This is a genomic window from Pelagibacterium lentulum (assembly GCF_003992625.1).
Lineage (GTDB): Bacteria > Pseudomonadota > Alphaproteobacteria > Rhizobiales > Devosiaceae > Pelagibacterium > Pelagibacterium lentulum.
The window spans coordinates 68,138-93,870 of record NZ_RZMW01000007.1 but is presented as its reverse complement, the minus strand read 5'-3'; the positions used below and the strand labels follow the sequence as shown (position 1 = coordinate 93,870).

The window sequence follows — 25,733 nt, the reverse complement described above, 5'->3', positions numbered from 1 at the left end:
TGACGTGCTCCCCGACTTTGGACCACCCGGATTGGGAATTTCCGGGGATAAACGATCAGGGTGGGCCGGCTGCCCCTGATGCGTTCATAAGCGATATCGGGGGTTTGTTCCCGATTGCGCTGTGCGGGCGGACTTCGTTGTAGTCTCTACGCCAATCCTCCATTTTCGAGCGGGCGTCGTCAAGGCTCATGAACCAGTGAGCGTTCAGGCATTCGGCTCGGAACTTGCCATTGAACGACTCGATAAAGGCGTTGTCGGTTGGCTTTCCAGGGCGGGAGAAGTCGAGCACGACGTCCTTCTGATACGCCCAGAGATCAAGGTCGCGGGAGATGAACTCCGAGCCTTGGTCGACCCGGATCGTCCTCGGATATCCTATTTCCCTGCAGACCTTTTCGAGTGTCATAACCACATCCTCGCCCCTGTAGCTGAACCGAGGGTCCACGGCTGGTGCGTAGCGTGAGAAGGTGTCCACGATAGTCAGGATACGGATCTTGCGGCCGGTGGCCAACTGGTCATGCACAAAGTCCATGGCCCACACTTGATTGGTGCTCGTGGCAGCCATCCGGTCATCACGCAGCTTTGCCCTAACCCGCCGCTTGGGCGTCTTGTTGCGCAGCTGAAGCCCCATCTCTTTGTAAAGCCTGTAGATTCTCTTCGGGTTCACATCCCAGCCCTCCCGGCGCAACAGGATGTGAACCCGACGATAGCCATAGCGGACACGGGTCTCGCAAATCTCCTTGATCCGTAGCTGCAGATCAGCCTGCTCGCCGCGCCTGGACTTGTAGTGGTAGAGCGACCTGTCGACTCTCAAGGCATCACAGGTCTTTCGGATCGAGACCTTCCAGGTCGCTCTGATCTCATCGACAAGCGAGCGCTTGCGAGCAGGCGTCAGAGCTTTTTTGACAGCACATCCTGAAGCATGGCCTTGTCCAGGCTCAGATCGGCGACGATCCGCTTGAGCTTGCCGTTCTCTTCCTCGAGCTGACGCAGCCGTTTCATCTCCGATGGCATCAGCCCCGCATACCGCTTGCGCCAGTTGTAAAACGTGGCTTCCGAAATGCCTGCCTTGCGACAGACTTCCCCGACCGCCGTGCCATCCTCGGCCTGCTTGAGCACGAAGGCGATTTGGGCCTCGGTAAACTTGGACTTCTTCATGAGCATTCTCCATCTCCCGACCACGGGATCATAATTGGAAAATTCCAGTTCAGAATGGTCCAAATTCACGGCAGCAGGTCAGCCTATCGCAAAAGGATCTTTAGGCTTATTGACCAAGCCGACATATTGAAGCTCTCCGACGAAGATCTGGTCTATCTCGATCCTTGCGTCTCTATAGACGCCTTTATAAACGACCGGCTCGAGCAAGGTGTGAAACTTGTTGTTCTGACGCGCGGCGAGCGCGGGGTTTTGCTCCAGACCGTCGCTGACCGGATCGTTCTCAAAGCCCAACCATGTGTTGTCAAAGATACGATTGGGGCCGGTGACAGTTTTCACGGCGCACTCCTGTCAGAGCTTGAAAACAGAGGGCTGTTGAACAAGGCGGCACTCGGCGCGCTCAAAAAGCATGATCTCGAAACCATCGGGGAGTTTGCCACGCGAGCAGCAGCTATCACATGTAGCCGCGATGGAGCCGATCCGCCTTGGGCAAGCGAGGTTCGGATACTTTAGAACGGCTTAGACAACGGGTCGACTATTGACTTGGCACACCTTTATCAAGGAGTGCTCGTGCTGCACCTTCATCCGTAATCAGTGTATTAACGTCCAAGCGCTGCATCGTTGCGCGCAAAGCCCCGGCCCTCTCTTGTCCGCCGGTTGCCAATACAACGTGCCCCGCTTTGCCCATAGTATCGAGATCAACTGACATTACCCGCTGGTTGACAGGATGATCAACTGTCCGACCTTGAGCATCGAGAAAATTGCACATGACATCGCATACACTGCCTGCCGCGATGAGCTCGCGAAGTTCGTCAGCAGTGACAAAGTCGCGCGCCAGCGAAGCGCCCTCTCGCGTGACATTGCCACAACTTATAACGGCAACGTCGAGCTTGGTCGCAATATCGATGAGCGTCTCCAGCCCGCATTTCTCAATGAGAGTCCGTTTTGTATCAATCGAGTCAACGATCAAAGGAGCGAGGAAGAAATAACACTCTGCATCCATAAGACTGGCAAGTCGCCAAGAGTATTCGACCGGATTGGTGTGACGTGGATGGATCAACCCACCAAGGAGCGAGACAACCTTAACGCCGTCGCGACGCATAGGCGCGAAGGTGTCCAGCGATGCAGTAAGCGTCCGTCCCCAACCGACCCCTAATGTCATATTCTCGGCTACCGTCTCGGAAAGAAAGCGCCCGAGAGCCGCCCCCACCGCGCGGGAGGGATCATCCGTTTCTTGGGAAGTCGGTACGACAACGGCTTCGTCAAGCGAGAAGCTCTTTTCGAGTTCGATCGCAAGCGCAATGCACTCGTCAATGCCTTCGCTGATCCATATCTGAACTTCGTTACGCCGCTGAGCCTCCTCAAGCATTCGCATAACCGTCGCGCGTGAGACACCAAGACGGTCGCCAATCTCTTTTTGCGTCATCTTCTGGTTGAAATAGAGCCACGCGGCGCGCAAACGGAGCGACGCGGCACTTGAGAGCGTCCGGTTGGTTTCTCCACGTAATCGCGCCATTACAAGTCTCCATATCCAACCACAATGCGACCCGCTTATACCTGCAAAAAATCATTCGTGGCTAGCAACGCGAGAGCGCCAACCTGATCAATCGGTTTACTTTTGTCGCGCTTTCGATCTGTGGCATATGGCCAGCGTCGGGGATGACATTGATACTATCAACGCTAGCGTCGAACCCGTCGGCGTCGAGCGGGTTCATCGAATCGAGCGCTCCCCAGATCCAGGTGGCTTGAACTTGAGGGACATCACGGCGTTCGAGGCCCGAAAGTATTCCGGCATAGGCACGCAAGTCGTCCCTGCGTCCGGGCACCTCAAGGCTCGCCAAAAGATGCTGGGCCATGGGCAATCTGATATGGCGGGGCAGCGCAACAAGTCTTTCAAGAAGGCTTCTGGCATCTTCAACGGTCTTAAGGTCGGGCAGACAACGCAGAAATGTCTGATCGAGGTTCCGCCCAAGCCCGGCCGGAGCAATTACGACAATTTGCGCGATCCTTTCAGAATAGCGTTTCCCCATGCTAAGGGCGACTGCTCCGCCCAGAGAGTGGCCGACCAGGCAATAGGGGGTACTGAATTTCGGTTCGAGCGCTGCCGCCACATCATCAGCGAGCAAAGGCAAGTCAGCATTGTCCTGCAGGCTCCCTGCGCTCCCGTGGCCGGGTAGATCGACCGCGTAAACTGCGTAGCTATCGAAAAGCGCTGGCCCATTTGCCGCCCAAGCGTAGCGGTCCGCGCCCAATCCGTGGATGAATACAACTGGCATGGCTCGTTCGACGCCACCTAGCCAATGAATGGCCGTGGCCGGTTTGGCAAACGCCTCGGTCATCGCTTTTCCTTACCGGCTTTCGATCATTGTAAGGGCTGCTCCGACTTCAGCAAGTTCACCCTCGGGTACGAGAATTTCCCCAAGTTTGCCCGCTGCGGGCGCCTCAAGCTCCATGCTCATCTTTGTTGTGGTGATGATGACGACAAGTTCATCCTTTTCTACCGTATCACCGGGCTGCTTGAGCCACTCTGTGACCTCGGCTTCAGTGATCTCATTGCCCAATTGGGGCATCAGCAATGGCGTGGAAGTCATGGTTTCTCCGTATTGGTGTTCAGAGCGCCATGCGCGCAAGATCGCGGGCGTCCCAGTTGCGGCTACCTTGGGCGGGCGTCTTTTTCTCAGGAAAAAATTCGCCGGTGACGACGTCGATGATATCGGCGACCTGAGGGAAGTAGGTCGATTCCATTTCCGCGCCCGGCACAATCCAATTCGGCGAGCCAAGAACTCTGGGCGCGGCTTTAAGATCGCCAAAGGCGAAGCGGGATACATTGGACGAGAGCGTCATGGCAAAACTGCCGCGTTCGGATGCCTCAGAAACGATGAGCAGGAAACCGGTCTTTTTGACCGACTCGAGGACTTTGTCGTAATTGAACGGAACGAGCGAACGAGCATCGATCACTTCCACCGACAAGCCTGCGCTCTTGTCTAGCGCCTCGGCCGCCGCAAGTGCGGGATAGAGTGAGGGGCCAATGGTGAGGATAGTTAGGTCGTTGCCCGACCGTTTGATGTCGGGCTCACCGATTGGTATGCGGTAGTAGTCTTCGGGCACACCTTCGGGTTGGAATTTTTCCACGGTGTCATAGAGACGCTGGCTTTCGAAAAATACCACGGGATCGTTGCTCGAAAGAGCCGAAGCCATGAGCCCCTTGGCATCGTAGGGCGTTGCCGGATAGATCACTTTGAGGCCTGGGATATGCGCGATCAAGGACGACCAGTCCTGAGAATGCTGGGCTCCATATTTGCTGCCCACCGAACATCGAAGGACGACCGGGACGTTGAGCATTCCGCCCGACATGGCATGCCATTTGGCCATTTGATTAAAGATTTCGTCGCCTGCCCGACCGATAAAGTCACCATACATCAATTCAACAAGAGAACGCCCGCCTTCGAGCGCGTGACCGACTGCAGTTGCAACAATAGCAGCTTCAGAAATGGGAGAGTTGAACAGCCGGTGATAAGGCAAAATTTCGGAGAGGCCACGATAGACGCCGAAGGCCCCTCCCCATTCGCGACATTCCTCGCCATAAGCGACCAGCGATTCATCGAGAGTCATGTGATGCAGGATGGATTCGGTGAGCCCGTCACGCAGGGTGATCGCACGCATGCCGGAAAGGATATTGCCGTCGGCATCAAGACCGAACCGAGATTTACGCTTGAGCTGGCGGAACGCCGCCACGTCTTCAGGCTGCTTGATCAGAGGTACTGGACTGGAGGGCGGTGCGATATCGTTGTGGGTAAACATCAATTTCCCGATCAGCGTCGGGTCGCCTTCAACGTTGACGATTGGCGCTGCCTCCGGGTCGACCGCTGCACGCGTCACTGCCTCGATCGTACGACCAACGATCTCGCGCATTTCAAGAACATCGCCTTCAGTCATGACGCCGTCTTCGACCAGTTGGGTCTGGAACCGAACGATCGGGTCAAAGGCCTCCCATGCCTTGAGTTCGTCGCGCGAGCGGTAAACGTTGGCGTCTGTGGTTGAATGACCAGCACTGCGGTAGCATTCGACATCGAGTAAGGCGGGCCCCCGACCTTCAAGCAACAGAGCCTTCTTGCGAGCAACGGCGTCGGCAACGGCGAGCGGATTGGTACCATCGATGGTTTCCGCGTGCATCGAGTCAGCGTTGATGGCAGCACCAATTCGCGAGAGGCGCTCCCAGCCCATGGTTTCTCCGATCGTTTGGCCACCCATGGCGTAGAAATTGTTGCTAAAGAAGAAGAGAACCGGCAATCCTCCCTTGCGGGACTCATCCCACAAGGCGTTGAACTGGGCCATAGATGCGAAGTTCATCGCCTCCCATACTGGTCCACAGCCTGTCGACCCGTCGCCTGCATTGGCAACGCATATGCCGTTTTCGCGCGCGAGCTTCTTGCGTAGTGCGGCGCCTGTCGCAATCCCTGCCGAACCGCCAACGATTGCGTTGTTGGGATACGCACCAAACGGAGGAAAGAAGGCATGCATGGATCCGCCCATGCCACCATTGAACCCGTTGGAGCGCATGAATATCTCCGAGAGGAGTCCAAAGAGCATGAAGTTTTCGGCGAGCGCCTTTCCTTCCCCGCCGATATGGGCTGCTGTCCCATCGCGCAGTCGACCATCTTCGTGCTCGGCCATGATGGCCTCAAGAGAGGCTGGATCGAGCTGGTCGATGGCCGCGAGGCTCTTGGCAATAAACTCGCCATGGCTTCGGTGCGACCCGAAAATGTGGTCATTGGGAGCAAGGGCGAGAGCAGCACCAACGGCAGCACCTTCCTGCCCGATCGACAGGTGCGCGGGCCCTTTATAAGTAAAGGGGATGTCACGATATGCGCCCGTTGCCTTGAAGGTGCCCAGCATCGTTTCGAATTCGCGAACGATCATCATATGGCGCAAAATGTTCTTGAGTGCGGCGTCGCCACGCGCTGCTCGCTCTTCAGAAAACGCTCGATCATAGCTGTGAACGGGAATCGAAGCGAACTTGATCTCGCCTTTCCGGCGCATGTGTTCAGGCTCGATTACGAGTTGTTTAGGCATAACTCTCCCCCTATTCCGAAGATCTCGTTTCGGGTCAGCTATTGCGCCTTATGCAACATTTGTCAAATTAAATACGCAAATGTACTTGCTATTGAGACTGTCATCGAGCCGCGGTTGCCGGGCCTGATCGCGCACGGTCCCGATCGGACAACCCATGGATGTTTCAGGGCGCACTGTATGTCGAGCGCCCACTCCATCGAGTCCGACGGACGCGTTGCATCCGGGAAAGTTCGATTTTTCAAGTCAAGCGCGCTGGAGTTCCAGCTATGGACGCATCATTGGCGATCATTTAGCGCAGGCCAAAAAATGGCCTGCGCGTATTTGGATATTGGCTTATTCGCCAATTCCCTGTTTCCTTCGGCGGTAATTCTGATAGGCGACTGCCGCAATAAGCAGTGCGCCGATCAACACGCGCTGGAGGTGGAAGTCTGCGCGGATTAGCACCATTGCATTTTCAACAATGCCAATGGTCAGAATCCCCAGGACAGTCCCGATGATCGAACCGACACCGCCATAGAGAGCGGTTCCGCCAAGCACAACGCCTGCAATGATGTGCAACTCATAATTGAGGCCGAGATCGGGTGATGCACCGTTAAGGCGACCGATCAGAACTGCGGCCGCCACAGCCACGCAGACGCCCTGGAACATATAGATCTTGATCTTCATCCAATCGACCGAAATGCCGACAAGACCGACTGCGCCCTCATTTGATCCGATAGCAAGCGTGTAACGGCCAAATCGCGTGTGGAAGAAGAGCCAGTAGCCGACTATTGCGGCCATCGCTGCAATAATAGCGGGCATGGGTATACCGAAAACAATACCCTGTCCCAGATATTGCACCGCAGCGGGAAGCCTTGTCACCACTTGGTCGCCCATCAGATAATGCGTTGCACCCCGCAAAGCGACCATCATGCCGAGCGTTGCAATGAGCGGGTTCACCTTGAGCTTTGTAATGACCAGGCCATTGACTAACCCAATGGCCATTCCCATCAAGACGCCCAACAGCAATGCAAAAGGCACAGGAACGCCCCAGGCGATCAGAGAGGCCATAAAACATCCTACGGCACCCACCGCAGAGCCCACCGAAAGATCGATCCCCCGGCTACCGATAACAAAGGTCTGGCCGATGGCAATTATCAGAAAGACTGATGCCTGCCGCATAATGTTCATCTGATTGAAAAACGAAAAGAACCGGTCACTCATAATCAGCATCAGGATGTAGAGGGCCAGTAGGACGAATATAAGAGGATTGATTTTGCCCAAGACAGCCAGAATACCTGTTTCCTGCCCGGATGGACGCGTGTCGTTTGTTGAACTGGACATCAGGTGTTCCCTCCCATGATAAGGCTGACAACTGTCTGCTTGTCGACTTCATCGGTGCGGACGATTCCCGCAATTTCTCCTGCACGGAACACAATGATCCGATCGCAAACATCAAAGACATGTTCGAGGTTGTGGCTGACCACCAGAATGGTCATTTCCTGTGCCTTGAGAGTCTGGATCAGGTCGAGCACTTTCCTCTGCTCTTGAACGCCCAGTGCTGCGGTCGGCTCGTCCATGATAATCAGACGTGCCCGCTCAGAAAGCAGAAACCGAGCGATGGCCGCGGCCTGCCGTTGCCCACCCGACAATTGGCGGACGGGGCGATCCAGGGACGGCAGGTTGATCCGCACGCGCTCAAGTAGCTTACGCGCTTCTTCTTCCATTTTCTTGCGGTCGAGCACCGGAACCAGTCCGAGCAGCCGCTTCATCGGCTCTTGGCCTAGAAATACATTACCCGGTGCATCGAGATCTGGAATCAATGCTAAATCCTGATACATCGTCTCGATGCCTAGCCCGCGCGCAGCGTCGGGATCGTTGATCTCTGCGAGCGATCCGTTCCACCTGATTTCCCCTTCATCGCGTGCGTAGGCGCCCGAGATCATTTTCACGACCGTTGACTTTCCGGCACCATTGTCGCCGACGACAGCGACGGCCTCACCAGAAAACAAGGAGAAGCTCACTCCCTTGACGGCCTGCACGCCGCCGAAACTCTTCTTTAGATTTTGCACTTCAAGCAGTGCGTTCTGACTGGTCATAACAGTTCCAATTCTTTGGATGGGCGGCGACATCCTGCCCAATTGGGGCAACACCTCGGAATGGCAAATGCCATTCCGAGGTAGGTCGGGGATCTAGCCCAAATGATCGTTGAGGAAATCGGCCACATCGAACATTTCACGCGGCACTGACTTTCTGATGCGATAGGCGTTTTCGAGAACGGGGATTTCAGCATAAACAGTCCGCTCGATTTCGCTTTCGCGTCCTGTCAAATGAGCGAGCAGGGCTTGCGCCGAAGCTCGTCCCATCGAGCGTGGATCCCGGAAAGGTGCAACACCGATTTCGCCCAAAGCGATGCCCTGCAACTCGTCTATTGTTCCACCCATGCCGCAAACCACGATGTCACCGCTGCGATTATTCGCGGCGATTGCGTTGGACGCCGACACCGACATGTAACTGTTGAGACACATTATGGCATCGAAGTCATATGCGGCGATGGCCCGCTCGGTCTCATCGTATGCAAGTCGACGGTCGAAATCGGCATTTGCTTCGTAAACGATTTCGAAATCGAGATCGTCATGACTGTTCATGCCAGCAATGGCCCCTTCCCCGCGCTGCACCGAAATTTCCGAAGCGGCCGGTCCCCAGAGCATGACGACTTTGGGGTTACGGATGCCCTTGGCGCGCATTTGGTCGCCCAGCCATTCACCGGCCTTGAACCCCATCTCTTCGTGGCTATAAACAACCCAGTTCAGTACGGCGTCGTCATAGGACACGCCTTCTTCGGGCCGCACATAATCGGTCATAAGCAGCTTGGCACCAGATTCGGCGATAAGCCGTAGCCCCGGTTCATTGAGCTCAAGCGAGGTCGGCCCTACAAGAACGTAATCGGGTTGCTGGGCAGCCATATTCTCCAGTATCGACAGCATTCCAGCGTGATCTGAGCTCGTATTGGGGGCGGCTTCGACATATTCGTAGTCAAGTCCCGCTTCATCGAGTGTTCCTCGGAAACCTTCACGCAATTGACCGAAAAGGGCTTGAAGGTCGATACTGTGCGCCGCAAACCCGACGCGAATGCGCCGATCAGGCAAGGTCTGCCCCAGTGCACTGGAAACCATGGCACCGGTAGCGACTACGGCACCTGTCGTCCTTATAAAGTCTCGTCTGTCCATTTTTTCCTCCTCCACAGATGTATCCGCTCATTCCAGATTGGCGTGCTGCCGGCGGATGACGGCATAGCCAGGATCACGCTTCTGCGCGATTTCGAAAATCGTTTGCTCTAGAAAACAAAACAGCATCTGTTCAAAAAGCGAGCCAGGCGGCTGGATCGAATGTAACTGCGCGTCGATATCGTCCTTGCTGACGCCCGGCAGGATGATCGGAATGCCTGCGATTGCTGCCAGCCGTGATTGTGGCGACGCGGTCATCACCAGTAAATCCAGTCCCAGATCCCGGGCTTTTTGCGCAATAGCGACGCTTCCACCGGTCTCGCCAGTCCCAGAGCCGATCACCAGCAAATCGCCGGGTCGGGCCGCCAAAGCACTTGGTTCCCCAACAACATGGACAGATATATCCATTTGTGCGAGCCGGATTGCAAAAGTACGCATGATGTGCCCGCACCGCCCCAGCGCCTGAATGTATACGCGCGGTGCGCCCATGACCGTCGCAGCCAACCGGGTCGTTTCGCTGAACGGGATGCTTCTGGCCGTTTCGACCATCTCATCGAGAATGCGCGCGCCGATATCAGCCACGAGATTCGGCCTCCCGAACAAACTCGCGGGTTGCGACCAACAGGTCGTACGGGGTGGGTGGGATCGGATTTGCACCAAACATCATCAGTTCGGCAGACAAATACCCATCGTAATGCACAGCCTTGAGTTGCGAAAAAGCGGGCTCGAAAGCGAAACTGCCCTCCCCGGGCACCAGATGCGCATCAAGGTCGCCGAAATTGTCGCTCAGATGGATATGAACAAGTTTGTCGCCAAGAGCCTCGATATGTGTTCTGAAATATTCCGTACTGTCGCGGCCAAGTGACCGTGCAGTGACATGGATATGGCCCGTATCGAGCATAATCTTAAGATTGTCCGACCCAACCCCAGTAAGCAGCGCGCCGACTTCATCGAGCGTCTCAACCCCCGTGGTTTCAAGATAGCTGAGCGGTTCAAGGACAATCTCAACGCCGTAGCGTTCAGCGTGGCGGTTGATCTGGCCGACCGCATCGATCACCCCCTCCAGATCGTGCTTGCCGTGATGGCGCCATTCTCCATTCGACTGAACCCAGCCCCAGAATGGCGTCGTTACGCACATGCGCGGAAATTCTAGTGCCGCTGTGACCTCGACTGCCCGACGAAAATAATCCAGCGAACGCTTTCGCAGCGAGTGCCCCTCGAATGGGGGCGCATCGCCAATCGCATAATTGACTGGATAAAAGCATTGCTCGGGCAGAAACTGCACCGGTTTTAGACCCGCGTCGTCCACGAGGCGGCGGCAGGCCTTTATAATGGCGGTATTAATCCGGCCGTTGTCGAAAAAATCCTCGATATACCCATGCGGCAGGCCGCCCCAGAGCTCCACCCCCTCGTATCCAGCCCGAGAGATCTGGTCGAGCGCAACTGGCAGGGGATAATATTTGAATAGCGATGTTACGGCAGCAAGTTTCATTGAACGACATCCTGACTGGTTCTGGAATCGATCTCGAAAAGGGCATGCATTGCGGATCGGTTCGCAGGATAGAGACTGCGAAACACTTGATAGAGATCCTGATAAATCGCCTGAGCCGTCATTTCCGGTTCAACCGGTGGCGCTGTTTTAACCCAACTGGTAGCAAGATCGCCGATTGCAATATCCGTCCGATGGCTCATGGCAAGCATTGCCGCACCAAAGGCCGAGGCGTCAGGCGTTTCGGTGGCCATGACTGGGCGTCCCAGGACGCTGGCAAGTGTTGTCAGCCAGATGCGACCGCGCGCTCCGCCGCCGGCCACCCGAACACCCGACACAGAAACATTCATGCCTTCGATGATCTCCACGAGATCGCGCAAGGCAAAACAGACCCCCTCGATAACAGCTCGAGCCATATGGGCGCGCGTGTGGCGATTGCTCAGGCCGATGAACGCCCCCCTGGCCCGCGGATCGTTATGCGGTGAACGTTCGCCTGTTAAGTACGGTAGGAAGACCAATCCGCCAGCACCGGGGGGAAGTGTATCGAGGGACTGCACGATGCCCGAGAATCCACCTTTTTCGGCATCGCTGGCCCCGATAGTATCATGGTACCACTGGAAGGAGCCTCCAGCAGCCAAGACGCCAGCCATCGCCATGAAGGTGCCGGGCACTGCATGGCAGAATGTGTGAAACGCTCCGGTTCGATCGAGCGCGATTTCGGGGAGCTGCACATAAACGACACCGCTGGTCCCGATGGTGATCGATAGGGTTCCTGACTCGACAATGCCGTTTCCAATCGCCGCGCAAGCCTGATCGGCGCCGCCACCCACGATGGGCGTTCCAGCATTCAAGCCAGTACGTTCCGCGACGATCCGGGTGACGGCGCCCGCGCGGTCCACGGACTCGACAAGATCAGGGAGGAGCGACCTTTCGATTCCGGTGGCCGTGAGCATCGGCTGCGACCATTCGCGATTGCGTACATCGAGCAAATTGGTGCCCGATGAGTCGGTGACATCGGAAAGTCTCTCGCCTGACATCCGAAACCGAAGGAAATCCTTGGGCAAAAGTACCGAATGCAACCGCGCGTAAATTTCAGGATAGTTGTTGCGAAGCCAAAGAATTTTGGCGGCCGTAAATGCAGTCCTGGGTTCGTTGAGCGTCCAGTCGACAGCTTTGTTACCGGTCATCTCAATCAGTTGGGCACACTCGGCTTCGGTGCGCTGGTCATTCCAAAGAATGGCAGGGGAGATGGACTTGGCGGCAGCGTCGAGAAACACCGAGCCATGCATCTGGCCTGACAAGCCAATAGCATCGGGCGCGCCGGCCTTTTGGACAAGCGCTGCAGCACACGCGATAAATGCTGCCCACCAGACTTCCGGATCTTGCTGCGACCAGCCAGGACGCGGAACTGAAGGGGCGTATGGGATCGTAGTCTCGGCAACGATGCTGCCGTCGCTATCGACGATAACGCCCTTTAATCCGGTCGTTCCGACATCGAAACCTGCGACCTTCATCCCCTCCTCCAAACTGCAATTTTTTGCATTATGGAATTTATTGCATTCAGTTAAACCCGAGGTTAGGTTCTCGTCAAGACGGATTTTTGATGCGACTTCGCCAAACCGCGAGCGGGAGGAGATGGATGGGTACAGTTATATCTGTGTGGCCGGACAACGGCAGACGCAAAGCGGAATTTGCCCCACCCCTGGTGTTGCCGAGCCTTTATGCCGCCGATCAATCCCAGTTAGCCCGAATGGTTCAGTGCTGCCTGGATCTGGGTTTGAACCACTTCCATTTCGACGTGATGGACGGTCTATTCGTACCAGCGCATGGATTGTCGCTTCAGACTCTGGATGAACTGGGAGCGCGCTTTCCACAATGCCAGTTCGATGTCCACCTCATGGCCTGGAATCCACAGGCTCATATCGAAGATGTCATCAACAAGGCTGGAGCGCTGGCCTTTCATCCCGACTCTTGCGATGATCCGAGAGCCATACTGGAACGAATGCGGAGAGAATCGGTCTTAGCAGGAGTTGCGATTTCGCCGGCATTGTCGATCGAGGCGATATCACCCCTTGTTCAATGGGCGGATTACCTGCTCGTCATGCTTATAGAACCCGGCACCAGCGCGCAGTCCAGCCGCCCCGAACTGATAGCGAAACTGCGAGCAATGCGATTGCAATGGCCGGATATTGCCATCATTGCCGATGGCGGAATTGACACGTCCAACATTGTCGATGTCATATCGGCGGGCGCAGACCGCGTTGTTGTGGGTGGAGCCCTATTCAAACCGACGCCGGATGTGGGATACGAACCATTGCTTGACGCGCTCGGCTGCCGCAATGCAGCTCTATAACAAATACAATGGAGCAGCAATGGCCCGGAGACTGAGTCGGCAGGATGAAATCGTTATGATCGCTCGTATGCACTACGAGGATCGCCTCCCTCAGAATGAAGTTGCGGCGCGTCTGGGCGTATCGAACTCGACCGTCAGCCGCGCACTTAAAAAGGCGCTCGAACTTGGGTTCGTGGAAATACGTGTTGTACCGCACGCCCTCCGGGCGCGGGAGCTCGAAGAACAATTAGAAGACCGATACGGGCTCCAAGATGCCATTGTCGTGGAGATGCGAACAACGGCCGAGGAGACATTGCGCGTTCTGGGCGGCGCCGTTGCTCATTTCGTAGAAAGCCGCCTTTCAGACGGAATGAATATCGGCATCTCAGACGGACGATCAGTCGCTTCAGTTGCCAATGGCCTGCGCACGGCCGCCTACAAAAAGATTAATGTGTTCCCTCTCATAGGCGGAGTGGGAGTCCGGCAGCTGCCCACACATCCTTCCGAGATCTGCAGAGTCATGGCGCTACATCTTGGCGGCGATGCCTGGAACCTGCCTGTTCCGGCTATGGCTGACGACCCTGCAAGCGCCAAGGTGTTGCGACAAACATCTTCAATCCGACCGATCTTCGAAATGATGCAGAAGCTCGATATGGCCATAGTTGGTCTCGGAGCGCTCGATGATGAGGCACCGATATTCCGGCATGGTGTCATCACGCTTGAACAGATGCGCTCAGCAACGGCCAATGGAGCTGTCGGAACCATTTGCGCGCGGTTTTTTGATGCCCGGGGCCAAATTATTTACACAGAACTTGAGGATCAGACGATTGCGATCCATCTCGACGAACTCATGCAATGTCCGCGCCGCGTTCTGGTGGCTAACGGCGCCGTCAAGGTTCCAGCGATACGCGGCGCCCTGCTAGGCGGTATTGTCAACGCGTTAGGAACAGATGCGCAGACGGCACAAAGCTTGCTTGAAGCGTAGTCACGCCGCGAGTGGCACGAGTGCCATACATTGGTTCAGCGCAAATCAGGATCGATGAATACTTGAACTATGGGTGATCGGTCTGTTCCGGGGTTTGACCTCTGCTTGTCAGTTGTCAGGACCAAAGCGAACTGAATCGATCAAGTCCCCTGAAATCCCCGCTTTGCTAAAATTCGGTGCTTCGAACTTCCAAGAAGTCGTGACTTCTATTTTCGGAGGTTGCCCAGAACTCTCAAATCGATTTCTCGCACCCCGCGGCATCTACCTGGTAAGCGGCGGGCCACCGCATTGACCGTCGCTCCTTCCACCAGCGTTTCAGCTACAAACTAAGCCTTCAACATATCGAGCCAACGGCGTTGGCCACGAAGGACAATGAACCATGTCAACTGAACCGCACCGGGTTTGCCGGAGGCTGTTTGGTTTAAGTTATGCGGCTATGACTGATGCGTCCATCATGGCGTAGTAGTTTTCCTCGGCTTCAGCCAGGCGCTCGGAATATCTGATCGACACATACTGAACGCCCCTGTCCGAGTGATGGACAAGGCCGTCACCGTGAACAGGGCGTCGGTCATGAAGGGTCTCTGCTCAAGAGCATTGAGGATGAACCCGGCATGTGCTGTCCGGCTCACCCGCCAGCCCACAATCCGACGTGCGAAGGCGTCGATGACGAAGGCCACATAGACAAAGCCCTGCCAACTGGCCACGTATGTAAAGTCCGAAACCCAGAGCCTGTTCGGCGCAGGAGCCTTGAACTGGCGGTTCACCCCATCGAGCGGGTTCGGAGCCGCTTTATCCGAGATGGTCGTGCGCATTGGCTTGCCACGAATGATACCCTGCAAGCCCATCGAACTCATGAGCCGAGCGACGGTGCAGCGGGCCACACCAAACCCCTCACGCTGCTCATCGATAAAGGAAATCATCGCTTCAGTGGGCGGTCGAGCTCCGCCATCGCGAAATATGCAGATGCCTTGCGCAAGAACTCGCTGACGCGGACCTTCGGTTCATTGGCTTGCCGAAGTTCGCGGTTCTCACGCTCGAGAGCCTTCATCTTCTCAGCCACATCGCTGGGCAGGCCGACCCTCTTTCCAGTGTCGACCTCGGTCTTTTTAACTCAGTCGTGCAACGTGGCTGGTGAACATCCGATCTTGGCAGCGATGGAGGAAACTGCGGCCCACCGGGACGGATATTCCGCTTGGTGGTCCAGAACCATACGAATGGCCCGCTCGCGCACTTCAGGTGCAAATTTGTTCGTTGTCTTGCTCATATCGGCTCCACCTTCTCAGAAGTTAGAGCCTCCGGCAAACCCGGTGCAGTTAAATCCGCATCGGCGTCGCCCCTCACAACGAAGTCGCAGGGTAGTTGCCCTTGAAGTCGGGGAATATGGTGCTCCGTTCCACATCCCGCCCGGCTCGTCTTGGGCCCTGGATCGCGAGGCGGCCTGCGAAGGTTTCCTCGAACTAGTCGAAGAAGGTTTCGGTGAGTTGATAGCCCTGCTGTCCCCGCGTGTCGTATTCGCCGATGAGGGCGGCCAGCGCCGCCAATTCGTCCTCTGAGAGGCTGGCAGCGTGCGGCCTCAGCGCCCGAAAGGTGCGGACGATCACGGAATTTGGGTTGCTGCATCGGTCGAGCCCTGAACGTTTCGCTGGATGGGGGGAACTCGCGTACGAAAACCTCAGGGGAGAGGTTCGGGCCTTCTGGGGGGTGTCCGACTGAACAGCCGAGATGCTGGCCATCTTCCACTTCGGCCATCCCGACGTCTTTCCCTCGGCCGACGGAAGCATCGCCCGAGCATCTGCCTTGGTGACCGAGCACCTCGCGCCGACCTTTGATCCCGGTCGCGCCGCGTCGAACAGGACGCTTCTTGCGGCCTACCTCTGGGCTTCACTTGATCGCGGCTATTGGAGTCGAGGCAAAGGTGAGGCTTCTCCGGGGCGTGGATGAGCGTTGGTGCGGGCGGCGGGACTCGAACCCGCACGAGGATACCCTCTCAGGATTTTAAGTCCTGTGTGTCTACCATTCCACCACGCCCGCGTGTTCTTCAAAGTTCACAATCCGTTCGGGTTCTAACGCCCCTTACGAAAAACGCAAGATGGCTCACTTCGCAATCCGGTCAAACACCGCCTGCCCACGCGGGGAAAGCCTGTACCCAGTGTCAAGGCTTTCGGTGAGGCCAAGTTCCTTTAACAAGCGCACCCGCGGCTTAAACGCAGCCTTTTCCATTGCCACGGCTTCCGCCAGCGCCTCCGCGCGCTCCCCTGGCCGTTCCGCAATCAAGGCCAGAACGTCCCGGCTCCAGCCCGGATATGCTCCACTATCGATCTTGTCGAGTGCATGACTGATCTGGGCCAGTGCTGCGTTATCGAAATTGGTATCCATGCGCAGAGCGATTCGTGGATCTTCGCCCAAGTAGCTAACCTCGATCCGATCGAGTTCGCCCGGCTTCATCATATCGAGCCATCGCAGAAAATCGGCCCTGTCGGCAAACCCGGCATCTCGGGCATCGGCGTCTGTTACCAGGTCAGCCGAGGTCGGAGTGATTGCGCCGATCTGCAACATGCCCACCGCGGTCTTGAGCGTCCCGCCTGGCCGGATCGTACGCCGACGCCAGCGGCGAAATTGCAGCTTTATCTCGCCACACTTAATTCTTTCAAGAATCTCGCGCTTGATAAGCATCGCGGAAACGCTTTCGCTGCACCGTCAGTCCGTGCCGCCAGTGATCGGGGGCGCATAGGTGAAATCGAGATCCCACGGGAAATATATCCAGGTGTCCTGGCTTACTTCCGTAATGAACGTGTCCACCAGTTCCCGTCCGAGCGGCTTTGCATAAACGGTAGCGAAGTGCGCATTCGGCAGCATGTCGCGGACGGCGCGCGCGGTTGCGCCCGTATCGACAAGATCGTCGATGATCAGCAGTTTTTCGCCAGTAGCATCGGCGGTGACAAGTTCTGGACTGATCGACTTGAGTACGCGCACTTCGCCTTGGGCCTGATGGTCGTATGACTTGACCGAAACGCTTTCCACAACACGGATATTGAGTTCGCGCGCGATGATGGCCGCAGGCACCAGTCCGCCCCGCGTGATGGCAACGATCGCATGAAACGGACCTTCGCTGGTCAGGCGCCAGGCGAGCGCGCGCGAGTCGCGATGGAACTGATCCCAGGATACCGGAAAGGACTTGTTGGGTTGGCTCATGGTTTTGCCTCCTCGGGCAAGGTAATATTTTTGTCGCGATGAATTTTATCGACCAGCGCCTGCACCTCGGCAGTCGCGGTATCAAGCCGGGCAATGTCGTGGCTGCGCAGGACAAGATAGGTCATAATGTGGCCATACCCCATTTGCGGGTAAGAACCGATCTTGACGTCATCGTACCGGCTCTGGATTTCAGCCAAGGGGTCGCCGAGCGCGCCCTCGCCCACTCCGGCACTGACAGACCGGCTTTCGACCTTGCGGCCACCCTCAAGCGTGGGCGCTATCGCTTCGAGCATGGCCTTCATGATTACCGGCACACCGGCCATCACATACACATTAGCTATCCTGAAACCGGGCGCAGCGGAAACGGCATTGACCACAAGATCGGCGCCTTCAGGGATACGCGCCATGCGCAACCGGGCGGCGGTGACTTCAGTGCCCGATTCCTTCCAGCGCGATTCAAGCATTTCCCGCGCCACCGGATGGATAGGCAGCGCAACGCCAAATGCCCTGGCAATCGCATCGGCGGTAATATCGTCATGGGTCGGACCGATCCCGCCGGTCGTAAAGACGTAAGTATAGCGCTTGCGCAGGGCGTTGACCGCCTCAACGATCGTATCGATGACGTCCGGCACCACCCGAACCTCGGAAAGCTCGATCCCCAGGTCAGTGCAGAATTGTGCAGTGGCGTTGATATTGACGTCCTTGGTCCGCCCCGAAAGGATTTCATCCCCAATGACCAGCAAACCGGCCGTCACGATCTTTGCATTCATTGGGTTGACCAAGCCTGATGCGTTGTCCAGAACACGATGAAATTTTCCTTGCGGTTCGACAATGAGCCAAACCGCAAACAAGGGACGTCATGGATGCCCTTACCGCCTGAAAAAATCAAGCAAGTCTGATCGAATATGCAGTTTCCTTCCACCCTTATCCCCGGCACGTTGATCAAGCGCTACAAGCGCTTCCTCGCAGACATAACGCTTGGCGACGGTTCTGTGATCACTGCCCATTGTGCAAATCCCGGCGCCATGACGGGTCTGGCCATGCCGGGCCTGCCGGTCTGGCTTTCAAAATCGAACGATCCCAAGCGTAAACTGGCCTATTCGCTGGAGCTTGTGGAACTGCCGACAGGCCTGGTCGGCATCAATACCGCCCACCCCAATCGCATTGTCGCAAAGGCATTGGCCGAAAAGGCTATTCCCGAACTTGCAGCCTATTCCAGCGTCCGGCCGGAAATGAAATATGGCGAGAAGAGCCGGGTCGATTTCTTCCTCTCAGGCGAGGGCCTGCCCGATTGTTACCTGGAGGTCAAAAACGTGCATCTGGTGCGCCAGGAGGGGTTGGCAGAGTTCCCGGATTCGGTGACGGCACGCGGAACGCGGCATTTGGAGGATCTCGGAAAAATGGTCGATGCTGGCCATCGCGCGGTCATGCTCTATTTGGTCCAGCGCACCGACTGCACGCAATTTGCCCTCGCCAGCGACATCGATCCAGCCTACGCGCGCGCCTTCGAGGGCGCCCATGCACGCGGCGTTGAAGCGCTGTGCTATGCAACGCATCTGAATATGACTTCGATTACCATTGCGCACCCCCTTCCCTTTGTTAAGCGCGATGACTAAATTCCGGTGCGTAGTCTGGAGAATTTGATGACCACTTACGTCGACGCTACCGCCAAGAAAAAGCGCATGCCAGGGGTAATTCCCCTGCATGGCGAGGAGGGCTTTGCAGGGATGCGCAAGGCTGGCGCGCTCACGGCGCAGGCGCTGGATCTTTTGGTGCCAATGGTCGAACCCGGCGTTCCGACCGAAAAGCTCGATCGGATGGTTTATGAGTTCGCGCGCGACAATGGCGCAATCCCGGCAACGCTCAATTACCGTGGCTATCGCTTTTCCACCTGCACATCGATCAACCACGTCGTCTGCCACGGCATGCCCTCGGAACGCCCTCTGCGCGAAGGCGACATCGTCAATATCGACGTAACGCTCATTCTTGACGGGTGGCATGGAGACTCAAGCCGAATGTACCCGGTGGGCGAAATCTCCCGCAAAGCGGAACGGTTGATCAATGTCACCTATGAATGTCTGCGACTGGGCATCGAAGCGGCAAAACCGGGCAATACGACCGGCGATATAGGGGCGGCGATCCAACGCTATGCCGAGGGCGAACGCATGAGCGTTGTGCGCGATTTCGTGGGGCATGGCATTGGCAAGCTCTTCCATGACGAGCCTAACATCCTGCATTTTGGAAATCCGGGCACCGGCGTGGAACTCAAGCCTGGCATGATCTTCACCATCGAACCGATGATCAATCTGGGACGTCCGCAAGTCAAAATTCTAAATGACGGCTGGACGGCTGTAACCCGCGATCGCACGCTCTCTGCCCAGTGTGAACATTCGATCGGCATTACCGAAACCGGCGCCGAAATCTTTACGCTTTCGCCAGCCGGTCTGTTCAATCCATTGGCTGCCCGGACCGCATGAGCAAGACGGGGGGTCTGTCCGAGAGCCAGCCTGCCCGCCCGCATTATCACGGGCATCGTGACCGCCTGCGTGAGCGCTTCGTAACGAATGGAGCCGCCTCGCTCCAGGATTACGAATTGCTCGAACTCATTCTGTTCCGCATTCTGCCGCGCCGCGATACCAAACCGATCGCAAAGGCGATGCTGGACCGTTTCGGAAGTTTTTCCGAAGTGCTGGGCGCGCCCGCGCATCTGCTTGAAGAAATTGACGGGCTTGGTCCAACCGCCATCATCGATCTCAAGGTAATCCTTGCCGCAGCCCAACGCATAGGGCGCGACGCCATTCAAGAACGGCCAGTGCTCGCGTCATGGACGGCCGTTATCGAATATTGCAAGGCGCAGATGGCCTACGAGACCAAGGAGCAGTTCCGTATCCTGTTTCTGGACAAAAAGAACAAGCTGATCGCCGATGAAGTCCAGCAGGTCGGCACCGTCGATCACACGCCGGTTTATCCTCGCGAAGTCATCAAGCGCTCGCTCGAGCTATCGGCAACCGCACTGATTCTCGTGCATAATCATCCCTCGGGCGATCCTCAACCCTCCACCGCCGACATTCAGATGACACGTCAGATTGCCGATATTGCCAAACCGCTCGGCATCGTTGTCCACGACCACATTATCGTCGGACGGACGGGCCACGCATCGCTCAAGGGCATGAAGCTGTTCTGAACGTGCGACGGTGGCAGCTCAGTAAAGCCCCATCCGCATGATGACCATTATACCCAGAAGCAAAAGCACACCGCCCGGATAGACCAGAACATCGACCTTGAAACTTTCACGCATTGCCGGGCGCGGGTCCTCGCCCCGTTTCAGCGCCTCTCCGATTCCCTTGCCGCTATGCTTGCCGTATAGTCGCATGCCGAAAAAAACGCCCAACGCTGCCAACACCCAAAGGCCATAGGGACTCCAGAGATCCTCCAATGACCGGACGCCGCCGCCTAGATATGCCCGGAGCAGTCCGGTGATTATGACCGTCATTCCGGCAAGGCCGATGATCCTGCGGGCCCGTTTACCGGCAGCGGAGAAGAAACCCGATATGGAATCGGGCGGCAGCGCCTGCATTGCCGGTATCCAAACCAGCGTCGCCATGATTGCCGCACCGCCCCAGGTCGCGCCTGAAACTATGTGCAAATAGTGGACCAACTCCAACATCTCCTACGGTCTCCCATACACTTGAATTCTCACCGCAAACGGCACTTTCATAACGGCTTGCAATCGTTGCGCTGCGCAACCTACAATCTCAACCTAAGTTTAGGTCAAGGTTTGATTTCCAGTATCCATGAAGAAAAATTCGATGCAGAACACTACAGCACGCGCATCATCGCAGCCCACATTGTCCGTCGGAGAACTGGCGAAGCGCGCAGGCGTTGCGGTTTCCGCCCTGCATTTCTACGAACGCAGGGGCCTGATTGCGAGTTATCGATCGACAGGAAATCAACGCCGCTTCCCACGCAGCATGTTGCGTCGCGTATCCGTTATCAAGGCCGCCCAGTCTCTCGGTCTTTCGCTTGATGAAGTTGCCGATGCACTTGCCGTCTTGCCGGAGGATCGTGCGCCCTCTTCTGCCGAATGGGATGCCATGGCCCAACATTGGCGTGCAAATCTCGACATGCGCATCAAACGGCTGGAGCTTTTGCGTGATCTGCTTTCAGGATGTATCGGCTGCGGATGTCTCTCGACCGAAATCTGCCCCCTGCGCAATCCTGAAGACAAACTGGCCGCCTATGGTGCCGGACCGCATTTCCTCGACCCGGACATTCTCGCGGAGGAAGTTGCCAGAGTCATGGCTGCTTCCGAGCGAAACCGACCTGGTTGAGCGCGACAAAAACTTCGGGGCACCACAATGAGATACGAGTGATGTTCTCGGTCAGGAATTAAACGCCTACGAAAATAAGAAACACAACAACCCACATTGTCCACGACCACATTATCGTCGGACGGACGGGCCACGCATCGCTCAAGGGTATGAAGCTGTTCTGACCTATCCCAACCGCTTGCGCACCTGACGGAACATGTCGAACAAGATGGAATTGTTCTTGATCATGCCCTTAGCCTGCATGCGCGCCTGGTGACCAAGCATCATCATGTGGCCAAGCGGGGTTCGGGCATGATGATAGCAATCGAGGTCGATCACCTTGTTGCACCAGAGCTTTTTCTCGTCGGTGAGCCCCTTGCCCATATCAAATGACGTCCAGCCCTCATCGAACACATTCTGCATAACATGCAGCAGCGCTTGCTTGCCTGGCGAACCGGTCTGAGTGACTTCGCACCAACTCATCGATGAAATCAGGCAATGCAGCCTGTCCTCGGTCGGTATATTGTAGCGCACCGCCACAGGCTCTCCATTGAGCCGCAGCACTTGCAGCACACCACCGGCGGCTTCAAACAAGTCCATGTAGAAGGCGCGAACTTCAGGCGCGGCAAAAGGATCGGCAATGCCCTGCATTTCGAAACGCCGTGCCCTTTGCGCGAACATGATTTCAATGATGGCCCGCCCTTCGGCACCGGGCCCGACACTCTCGAAGCTGACGGCCCCCAGCGCTTCGAGCTTGGCCCTTTGCTGGCGATCGATCTTGCGCTTTTTCTTGTCGCGACGCTCGAGATCGCATTGAGCCCAGTCGGCAAATTCCGCGCGATAGAGGAAATCAGGAGCCGCGGTGCGGGAAAAAGCGGCATCAAGGCCCATTTCCCGGCCATGCTCGGCAATGATGTTGGGCATCAGCACAATATCGACGCCGACCGCCAGCTTGAGCATACGGCGCCACACCGATGCCTTTTCTGCATGGGTCAAGGCGCCAAACGCTGCCCGATCGAACAGAGGCCCGTTGCATCCCACATGATCGCCCGCGAAAAAACACGCCGCCTGTCCGCCCAACATTGCGGTCCGCACCAACGGCAACAACGCCAAAGGGCGTTCATTGATGCGTGCGGAAATAAACAGGCAGTCCTTTTCAGCAATCCGGTTACGGGCGATCCAGCAACGGACGAAATCAAAACTCTGGCCCGGCGAGTCGATCCCTTGCGCCTCAAATCCACGCCAGTTCTCCGCCACATCGGATAGCTTGCCGGAAGCCGAGACCGAAAACGCGTTCAGCGCATTTTCGTTTACAACGGGTAAATCACCCTGTCGCGCCTGCGCCAACGCTCTCGCGGTCATATCGTCCCCCAAACTTTATGGCACAGGAGCTTTGACCGCTATTGGTAAATTCACGGTTTCGTGAATTCATTCAAGTTTGAAGACTTCCCGTTGGCGGCGCGAAATCGGCAACTATGGTTCATCAATGCTTACCCGAACTGGCTGAGCGCGGGGAACGTCTCAAGGAACCAGAACGAGATGCGGGTGAAGTTGCCGGTCAGGAAGAGAATGCCTATGAAAACGAGAAAGACGCCCATCACCTTCTCGACCGTCCCGAGATGCTTGCGGAAATCCTCAAAGAACGACAGGAACGGCCCAAGCGCCAGCGCCGCCAACAGAAACGGCACGCCCAACCCGGCTGAATAGACACCCAATAGAGCCGCGCCTTCCCAGGCTGTCTGCTGATTGGCAGCTACCGTCAGAATGGCCGCGAGAACCGGCCCGATGCACGGCGTCCAGCCAATCGCGAAAGCAAGGCCGAGCAGGAAGCCGCCTGTCGGACCACTGGCGATTTTCGGCCCTTCGAGCTTGAACTGCCGATAAAGTGCGGAAATCCGGAAAACACCGATAAAATGTAGCCCCATAATGATGATCACGATACCGGCCAGCGGCATCAGGACCGGCAATGCCCGCCGCAAAGCCTGGCCAAAGAAGGTCGCAGTCGCACCAAAAGCAATGAAGACGAGAGAAAAGCCGATAACGAACGCCAGCGCCGTAATGACAGTACGGCGATACAGCACGCCGCCCTTGGTGCCTTCATCGCGCAACTGCTCGAAAGTTGCCCCGCTCATATAGGTAAGGTAAGGCGGCACCAGCGGCAGAACGCACGGGCTCAAAAAGCTCAATATCCCCGCGCCGAAAATAACCGGCAACTCAAAGCCAAACATAATGTCTCCAGATGTCTAATTGCCTTGTACAGACTGGAAGCGCTCGGGCAAATGGCCCTTATTGTCTCATCGCGCCATTTTGATGAGCCATGGCGCGTTTGCCACCGAGCGGGTAATGTGCAGCAGGAAGCGTGGGGGTTCTCATGCGCATCATTACGCTAACCGCAATTGCCATGCTGGCCTTTGCCGCCAATTCCGTTCTTGCGCGCCTGGCGCTGGTCGATGGGGCAATCGATGCTGCAAGCTATACCGGCATCCGGCTCATAGCTGGAGCAGTGTTGCTTTATGCAATCCTCTTTTGGGGATCGACTGCCCATCCGCGAGGCAGGGTCGGCGGAAACTGGTCAGGTGCAGCAGCATTGTTCGGCTATGCCATCTTGTTTTCCATCGCTTATGTGATGCTCGGCGCGGGCATGGGCGCCCTGATCCTTTTTGCCAGCGTGCAAATGAGCATGCTGGGATGGGCGATGTTCAAAGGCGACCGGCCGGGAATGATCGAGTGGGCCGGGATTGGGCTCGCTCTTGCTGCTCTCGTCTATCTCGTATCGCCTGGACTGTCTGCGCCCAACCCGCTTGGAGCGATGCTCATGGCGATCGCTGGCGCCTCCTGGGCGGCATACTCGTTGATTGGACGCGGATCGCATTCACCGCTGCGCGATACCGCAGGCAATTTCGTGCGTTGCTTGCCAGTCGGCATCGCATTGACTGCTTTCGGTCTTTTGACGCTGCCGGTATCTCTCGAGGGTGTAGCCTATGCCGTTGCCTCGGGAGCCCTCGCTTCCGGCCTCGGTTATGCGGTGTGGTATCTGGCCCTGCCTGCCCTTTCGCGTGTACAGGCCTCCACCGTGCAATTGACGGTGCCAGCCATTGCCGCATTGGGTGGTGTCATCTTCATCGGGGAGAGTATCACCCTGCGCTTGGCTGTTGCCTCTATCGGTATTCTGGGTGGTGTAGCCTTTGCTCTATGGGGCTCAGAACACCGCAAGCGGTGAAAATAGAACCAATTGGGACTGGGAATCCGCGCGCCATCATACTAAGAAGCGCGCGACACAGGCGTTGCGGGGATCAAAATGACCAACCGGCCCATCAAAATCTCTCCTTCCATCCTTTCAGCCGACTTCGCGCGCCTTGGCGATGAAGTCCGTGCGATTGAGGAAGCGGGCTGCGACTGGGTGCATGTCGATGTGATGGACGGACATTTCGTGCCCAATATCACCATCGGCCCGCTGATCGTCGAAGCAATACGCCCGGTGACAAAACTCACGCTCGATGTGCATCTGATGATCGCGCCTGCCGATCCCTATATCGAAGCCTTCGCAAAGGCCGGATCGGACATCATCACAATCCATGCCGAAGCCGGCCCGCATCTGGACCGTTCCCTTCAAGCGATCAAGGCACAAGGCAAGAAAGCCGGGGTGTCGCTCAACCCGGCAACGCCGGTTTCAGCCATCCAGCATGTCATTGATAAACTCGACCTTATATTGATAATGAGCGTCAATCCGGGCTTTGGCGGCCAGGCCTTCATTGCAGAATCGCTGACCAAGGTTGCGCAGGCCAAAGCCCTTGCAGGCGACCGGGACATCGATATTGAAGTCGATGGTGGTGTCGATCCATCCAATGCAGGAGCACTTGCCAAGGCTGGCGCCAATGCGCTGGTCGCAGGTTCGGCAATCTATAAGGGCAATGACCCCGCCACATATGCTGCGCGCATTAAGGCCATTCGTGAGGCGGCAGAAGCCGCCCGTTAAATCTGAATCACTTTCCAA

27 protein-coding genes, 1 tRNA gene, 1 pseudogene and 1 other annotated feature are annotated in these 25,733 nt (G+C 56.7%); of the genes and pseudogenes, 9 read left to right on the top strand and 20 right to left on the bottom strand.

What is annotated here, in order from left to right; genetic code table 11:
- Positions 1-55: 55 nt before the first annotated feature.
- A protein-coding gene (locus tag EO133_RS01760) for an IS3 family transposase (protein ID WP_371870951.1) occupies positions 56-1,155 on the bottom strand; the annotation gives its coding sequence in 2 pieces (ribosomal slippage) (positions 56-894 and positions 894-1,155; 1,101 coding nt in all).
- A gap of 54 nt (positions 1,156-1,209) precedes the next feature.
- Between EO133_RS01760 and EO133_RS01755 the strand changes: the two genes are divergently transcribed.
- The gene (locus tag EO133_RS01755; protein WP_127070952.1) at positions 1,210-1,665 is read left to right on the top strand and encodes a PfkB family carbohydrate kinase; all 456 of its coding nucleotides are present in this window, start codon (positions 1,210-1,212) and stop codon (positions 1,663-1,665) included.
- Positions 1,666-1,687: 22 nt separating this feature from the next.
- Here the strand turns inward: EO133_RS01755 and EO133_RS01750 are convergent, their stop codons facing one another.
- The 10 genes from EO133_RS01750 to xylB all read right to left on the bottom strand — a co-directional run bounded on the left by EO133_RS01750 (position 1,688) and on the right by xylB (position 12,434).
- The gene (locus EO133_RS01750) at positions 1,688-2,668 is read right to left on the bottom strand and encodes a sugar-binding transcriptional regulator (RefSeq protein WP_127070951.1); all 981 of its coding nucleotides are present in this window, start codon (positions 2,666-2,668) and stop codon (positions 1,688-1,690) included.
- Between the two features lie 61 nt (positions 2,669-2,729).
- Positions 2,730-3,491, bottom strand: a complete 762-nt coding sequence (locus EO133_RS01745; RefSeq protein WP_127070950.1) for an alpha/beta fold hydrolase — start codon at positions 3,489-3,491, stop codon at positions 2,730-2,732.
- 9 nt (positions 3,492-3,500) lie between these two features.
- The gene (locus tag EO133_RS01740) at positions 3,501-3,743 is read right to left on the bottom strand and encodes a lipoyl domain-containing protein (protein WP_127070949.1); all 243 of its coding nucleotides are present in this window, start codon (positions 3,741-3,743) and stop codon (positions 3,501-3,503) included.
- A 19-nt stretch (positions 3,744-3,762) separates the two neighbouring features.
- Positions 3,763-6,225 carry an alpha-ketoacid dehydrogenase subunit alpha/beta gene (locus EO133_RS01735; protein WP_127070948.1) on the bottom strand — a complete coding sequence of 821 codons (2,463 nt, stop codon included), beginning with the start codon at positions 6,223-6,225 and terminating at the stop codon, positions 3,763-3,765.
- A 333-nt stretch (positions 6,226-6,558) separates the two neighbouring features.
- Positions 6,559-7,548 (bottom strand): ABC transporter permease, encoded by a 990-nt coding sequence (locus EO133_RS01730; RefSeq protein ID WP_127070947.1) that lies wholly within the window; start codon positions 7,546-7,548, stop codon positions 6,559-6,561.
- Positions 7,548-8,303, bottom strand: coding sequence for an ATP-binding cassette domain-containing protein (locus EO133_RS01725; protein WP_127070946.1), 756 nt, complete (start codon positions 8,301-8,303; stop codon positions 7,548-7,550). The genes EO133_RS01730 and EO133_RS01725 overlap by 1 nt, the downstream gene beginning before the upstream one ends.
- 93 nt (positions 8,304-8,396) lie before the next feature.
- Complete coding sequence (locus EO133_RS01720; protein ID WP_127070945.1) at positions 8,397-9,434, bottom strand: sugar ABC transporter substrate-binding protein; 1,038 nt, start codon at positions 9,432-9,434, stop codon at positions 8,397-8,399.
- Positions 9,435-9,461: 27 nt separating this feature from the next.
- Complete coding sequence (locus EO133_RS01715; protein WP_127070944.1) at positions 9,462-10,013, bottom strand: SIS domain-containing protein; 552 nt, start codon at positions 10,011-10,013, stop codon at positions 9,462-9,464.
- Positions 10,006-10,923: a sugar phosphate isomerase/epimerase family protein gene (locus EO133_RS01710; protein WP_127070943.1), complete on the bottom strand. Its 918-nt coding sequence runs from the start codon at positions 10,921-10,923 to the stop codon at positions 10,006-10,008. The genes EO133_RS01715 and EO133_RS01710 overlap by 8 nt, the downstream gene beginning before the upstream one ends.
- Positions 10,920-12,434, bottom strand: a complete 1,515-nt coding sequence (xylB, locus tag EO133_RS01705; protein ID WP_127070942.1) for a xylulokinase — start codon at positions 12,432-12,434, stop codon at positions 10,920-10,922. The genes EO133_RS01710 and xylB overlap by 4 nt, the downstream gene beginning before the upstream one ends.
- 125 nt (positions 12,435-12,559) lie before the next feature.
- On the opposite strand from xylB, the gene EO133_RS01700 reads away from it, so the two are divergent.
- Both EO133_RS01700 and EO133_RS01695 read left to right on the top strand, forming a co-directional pair.
- Entirely contained in the window at positions 12,560-13,273 is a 714-nt protein-coding gene (locus EO133_RS01700) for a beta/alpha barrel domain-containing protein (protein ID WP_164734838.1), read from the top strand.
- A 19-nt stretch (positions 13,274-13,292) separates the two neighbouring features.
- Positions 13,293-14,237, top strand: coding sequence for a sugar-binding transcriptional regulator (locus tag EO133_RS01695; protein WP_164734837.1), 945 nt, complete (start codon positions 13,293-13,295; stop codon positions 14,235-14,237).
- A gap of 474 nt (positions 14,238-14,711) precedes the next feature.
- Here the strand turns inward: EO133_RS01695 and EO133_RS01690 are convergent.
- The 6 genes and pseudogenes from EO133_RS01690 to EO133_RS01665 form a co-directional block, all read right to left on the bottom strand.
- Positions 14,712-15,501: pseudogene (locus tag EO133_RS01690) on the bottom strand (IS3 family transposase); the annotation flags it as partial.
- Positions 15,103-15,199, bottom strand: a sequence feature (AL1L pseudoknot). (Overlaps the previous pseudogene by 97 nt.)
- A 193-nt stretch (positions 15,502-15,694) precedes the next feature.
- On the bottom strand, positions 15,695-15,838 hold the full coding sequence (locus tag EO133_RS20385; RefSeq protein WP_188681875.1) for a hypothetical protein: 144 nt from the start codon (positions 15,836-15,838) through the stop codon (positions 15,695-15,697).
- Between the two features lie 344 nt (positions 15,839-16,182).
- Positions 16,183-16,268 (bottom strand) — tRNA-Leu (locus EO133_RS01680).
- 63 nt (positions 16,269-16,331) lie between these two features.
- Positions 16,332-16,910, bottom strand: a complete 579-nt coding sequence (locus EO133_RS01675; RefSeq protein WP_127070939.1) for a hypothetical protein — start codon at positions 16,908-16,910, stop codon at positions 16,332-16,334.
- 24 nt (positions 16,911-16,934) lie between these two features.
- A complete protein-coding gene (gene gpt / locus EO133_RS01670; protein WP_127070938.1) occupies positions 16,935-17,429 on the bottom strand; it encodes a xanthine phosphoribosyltransferase in 495 nt (164 codons plus the stop codon).
- The gene (locus tag EO133_RS01665; protein WP_127070937.1) at positions 17,426-18,199 is read right to left on the bottom strand and encodes a competence/damage-inducible protein A; all 774 of its coding nucleotides are present in this window, start codon (positions 18,197-18,199) and stop codon (positions 17,426-17,428) included. The genes gpt and EO133_RS01665 overlap by 4 nt, the downstream gene beginning before the upstream one ends.
- Before the next feature lie 135 nt (positions 18,200-18,334).
- On the opposite strand from EO133_RS01665, the gene sfsA reads away from it, so the two are divergent.
- Genes sfsA through radC form a run of 3 tightly spaced genes read left to right on the top strand, consistent with a single transcriptional unit; the run spans position 18,335 to position 20,613 of the window.
- Complete coding sequence (gene sfsA / locus EO133_RS01660; protein WP_127070936.1) at positions 18,335-19,045, top strand: DNA/RNA nuclease SfsA; 711 nt, start codon at positions 18,335-18,337, stop codon at positions 19,043-19,045.
- A 27-nt stretch (positions 19,046-19,072) separates the two neighbouring features.
- Positions 19,073-19,906 (top strand): type I methionyl aminopeptidase, encoded by an 834-nt coding sequence (gene map, locus EO133_RS01655; protein ID WP_127070935.1) that lies wholly within the window; start codon positions 19,073-19,075, stop codon positions 19,904-19,906.
- Positions 19,903-20,613, top strand: coding sequence for a RadC family protein (radC, locus tag EO133_RS01650; RefSeq protein WP_127070934.1), 711 nt, complete (start codon positions 19,903-19,905; stop codon positions 20,611-20,613). Before map ends, radC begins: the two co-directional genes overlap by 4 nt.
- A gap of 18 nt (positions 20,614-20,631) precedes the next feature.
- Here the strand turns inward: radC and EO133_RS01645 are convergent, their stop codons facing one another.
- A complete protein-coding gene (locus EO133_RS01645; RefSeq protein ID WP_127070933.1) occupies positions 20,632-21,096 on the bottom strand; it encodes a hypothetical protein in 465 nt (154 codons plus the stop codon).
- A gap of 142 nt (positions 21,097-21,238) precedes the next feature.
- On the opposite strand from EO133_RS01645, the gene soxR reads away from it, so the two are divergent.
- Entirely contained in the window at positions 21,239-21,760 is a 522-nt protein-coding gene (gene soxR, locus EO133_RS01640) for a redox-sensitive transcriptional activator SoxR (protein WP_127070932.1), read from the top strand.
- Between the two features lie 165 nt (positions 21,761-21,925).
- On the opposite strand, the gene EO133_RS01635 is transcribed toward soxR, so the two are convergent.
- Together EO133_RS01635 and EO133_RS01630 are read right to left on the bottom strand one after the other, a co-directional pair.
- Positions 21,926-23,101 carry a GNAT family N-acetyltransferase gene (locus EO133_RS01635; protein WP_127070931.1) on the bottom strand — a complete coding sequence of 392 codons (1,176 nt, stop codon included), beginning with the start codon at positions 23,099-23,101 and terminating at the stop codon, positions 21,926-21,928.
- Positions 23,102-23,229: 128 nt separating this feature from the next.
- The gene (locus EO133_RS01630; RefSeq protein ID WP_127070930.1) at positions 23,230-23,967 is read right to left on the bottom strand and encodes a cytochrome c biogenesis CcdA family protein; all 738 of its coding nucleotides are present in this window, start codon (positions 23,965-23,967) and stop codon (positions 23,230-23,232) included.
- Between the two features lie 143 nt (positions 23,968-24,110).
- Between EO133_RS01630 and EO133_RS01625 the strand changes: the two genes are divergently transcribed.
- On the top strand, positions 24,111-24,959 hold the full coding sequence (locus EO133_RS01625; protein WP_127070929.1) for a DMT family transporter: 849 nt from the start codon (positions 24,111-24,113) through the stop codon (positions 24,957-24,959).
- Between the two features lie 78 nt (positions 24,960-25,037).
- Positions 25,038-25,715 (top strand): ribulose-phosphate 3-epimerase, encoded by a 678-nt coding sequence (rpe, locus tag EO133_RS01620; RefSeq protein WP_127070928.1) that lies wholly within the window; start codon positions 25,038-25,040, stop codon positions 25,713-25,715.
- Positions 25,716-25,733 lie beyond the last annotated feature (18 nt).

Excerpts from the sequence above, each read along its gene's own strand:
- EO133_RS01710 (WP_127070943.1), bottom strand. The coding sequence starts at position 10,923 with ATGAAACTTGCTGCCGTAACATCGCTATTCAAATATTATCCCCTGCCA.
- gpt (WP_127070938.1), bottom strand. The coding sequence starts at position 17,429 with ATGAGCCAACCCAACAAGTCCTTTCCGGTATCCTGGGATCAGTTCCAT.
- EO133_RS01630 (WP_127070930.1), bottom strand. The coding sequence starts at position 23,967 with ATGTTTGGCTTTGAGTTGCCGGTTATTTTCGGCGCGGGGATATTGAGC.
- EO133_RS01625 (WP_127070929.1), top strand. The coding sequence starts at position 24,111 with ATGCGCATCATTACGCTAACCGCAATTGCCATGCTGGCCTTTGCCGCC.
- EO133_RS01720 (WP_127070945.1), bottom strand. The coding sequence starts at position 9,434 with ATGGACAGACGAGACTTTATAAGGACGACAGGTGCCGTAGTCGCTACC.
- radC (WP_127070934.1), top strand. The coding sequence starts at position 19,903 with ATGAGCAAGACGGGGGGTCTGTCCGAGAGCCAGCCTGCCCGCCCGCAT.
- EO133_RS01700 (WP_164734838.1), top strand. The coding sequence starts at position 12,560 with ATGGGTACAGTTATATCTGTGTGGCCGGACAACGGCAGACGCAAAGCG.
- EO133_RS01730 (WP_127070947.1), bottom strand. The coding sequence starts at position 7,548 with ATGTCCAGTTCAACAAACGACACGCGTCCATCCGGGCAGGAAACAGGT.
- EO133_RS01665 (WP_127070937.1), bottom strand. The coding sequence starts at position 18,199 with ATGAATGCAAAGATCGTGACGGCCGGTTTGCTGGTCATTGGGGATGAA.
- EO133_RS01635 (WP_127070931.1), bottom strand. The coding sequence starts at position 23,101 with ATGACCGCGAGAGCGTTGGCGCAGGCGCGACAGGGTGATTTACCCGTT.
- soxR (WP_127070932.1), top strand. The coding sequence starts at position 21,239 with ATGCAGAACACTACAGCACGCGCATCATCGCAGCCCACATTGTCCGTC.
- EO133_RS01740 (WP_127070949.1), bottom strand. The coding sequence starts at position 3,743 with ATGACTTCCACGCCATTGCTGATGCCCCAATTGGGCAATGAGATCACT.
- xylB (WP_127070942.1), bottom strand. The coding sequence starts at position 12,434 with ATGAAGGTCGCAGGTTTCGATGTCGGAACGACCGGATTAAAGGGCGTT.
- EO133_RS01745 (WP_127070950.1), bottom strand. The coding sequence starts at position 3,491 with ATGACCGAGGCGTTTGCCAAACCGGCCACGGCCATTCATTGGCTAGGT.
- EO133_RS01645 (WP_127070933.1), bottom strand. The coding sequence starts at position 21,096 with ATGTTGGAGTTGGTCCACTATTTGCACATAGTTTCAGGCGCGACCTGG.
- EO133_RS01695 (WP_164734837.1), top strand. The coding sequence starts at position 13,293 with ATGGCCCGGAGACTGAGTCGGCAGGATGAAATCGTTATGATCGCTCGT.
- rpe (WP_127070928.1), top strand. The coding sequence starts at position 25,038 with ATGACCAACCGGCCCATCAAAATCTCTCCTTCCATCCTTTCAGCCGAC.
- EO133_RS01675 (WP_127070939.1), bottom strand. The coding sequence starts at position 16,910 with ATGCTTATCAAGCGCGAGATTCTTGAAAGAATTAAGTGTGGCGAGATA.
- EO133_RS01755 (WP_127070952.1), top strand. The coding sequence starts at position 1,210 with ATGGTCCAAATTCACGGCAGCAGGTCAGCCTATCGCAAAAGGATCTTT.
- map (WP_127070935.1), top strand. The coding sequence starts at position 19,073 with ATGACCACTTACGTCGACGCTACCGCCAAGAAAAAGCGCATGCCAGGG.
- sfsA (WP_127070936.1), top strand. The coding sequence starts at position 18,335 with ATGCAGTTTCCTTCCACCCTTATCCCCGGCACGTTGATCAAGCGCTAC.
- EO133_RS01725 (WP_127070946.1), bottom strand. The coding sequence starts at position 8,303 with ATGACCAGTCAGAACGCACTGCTTGAAGTGCAAAATCTAAAGAAGAGT.
- EO133_RS01735 (WP_127070948.1), bottom strand. The coding sequence starts at position 6,225 with ATGCCTAAACAACTCGTAATCGAGCCTGAACACATGCGCCGGAAAGGC.
- EO133_RS01750 (WP_127070951.1), bottom strand. The coding sequence starts at position 2,668 with ATGGCGCGATTACGTGGAGAAACCAACCGGACGCTCTCAAGTGCCGCG.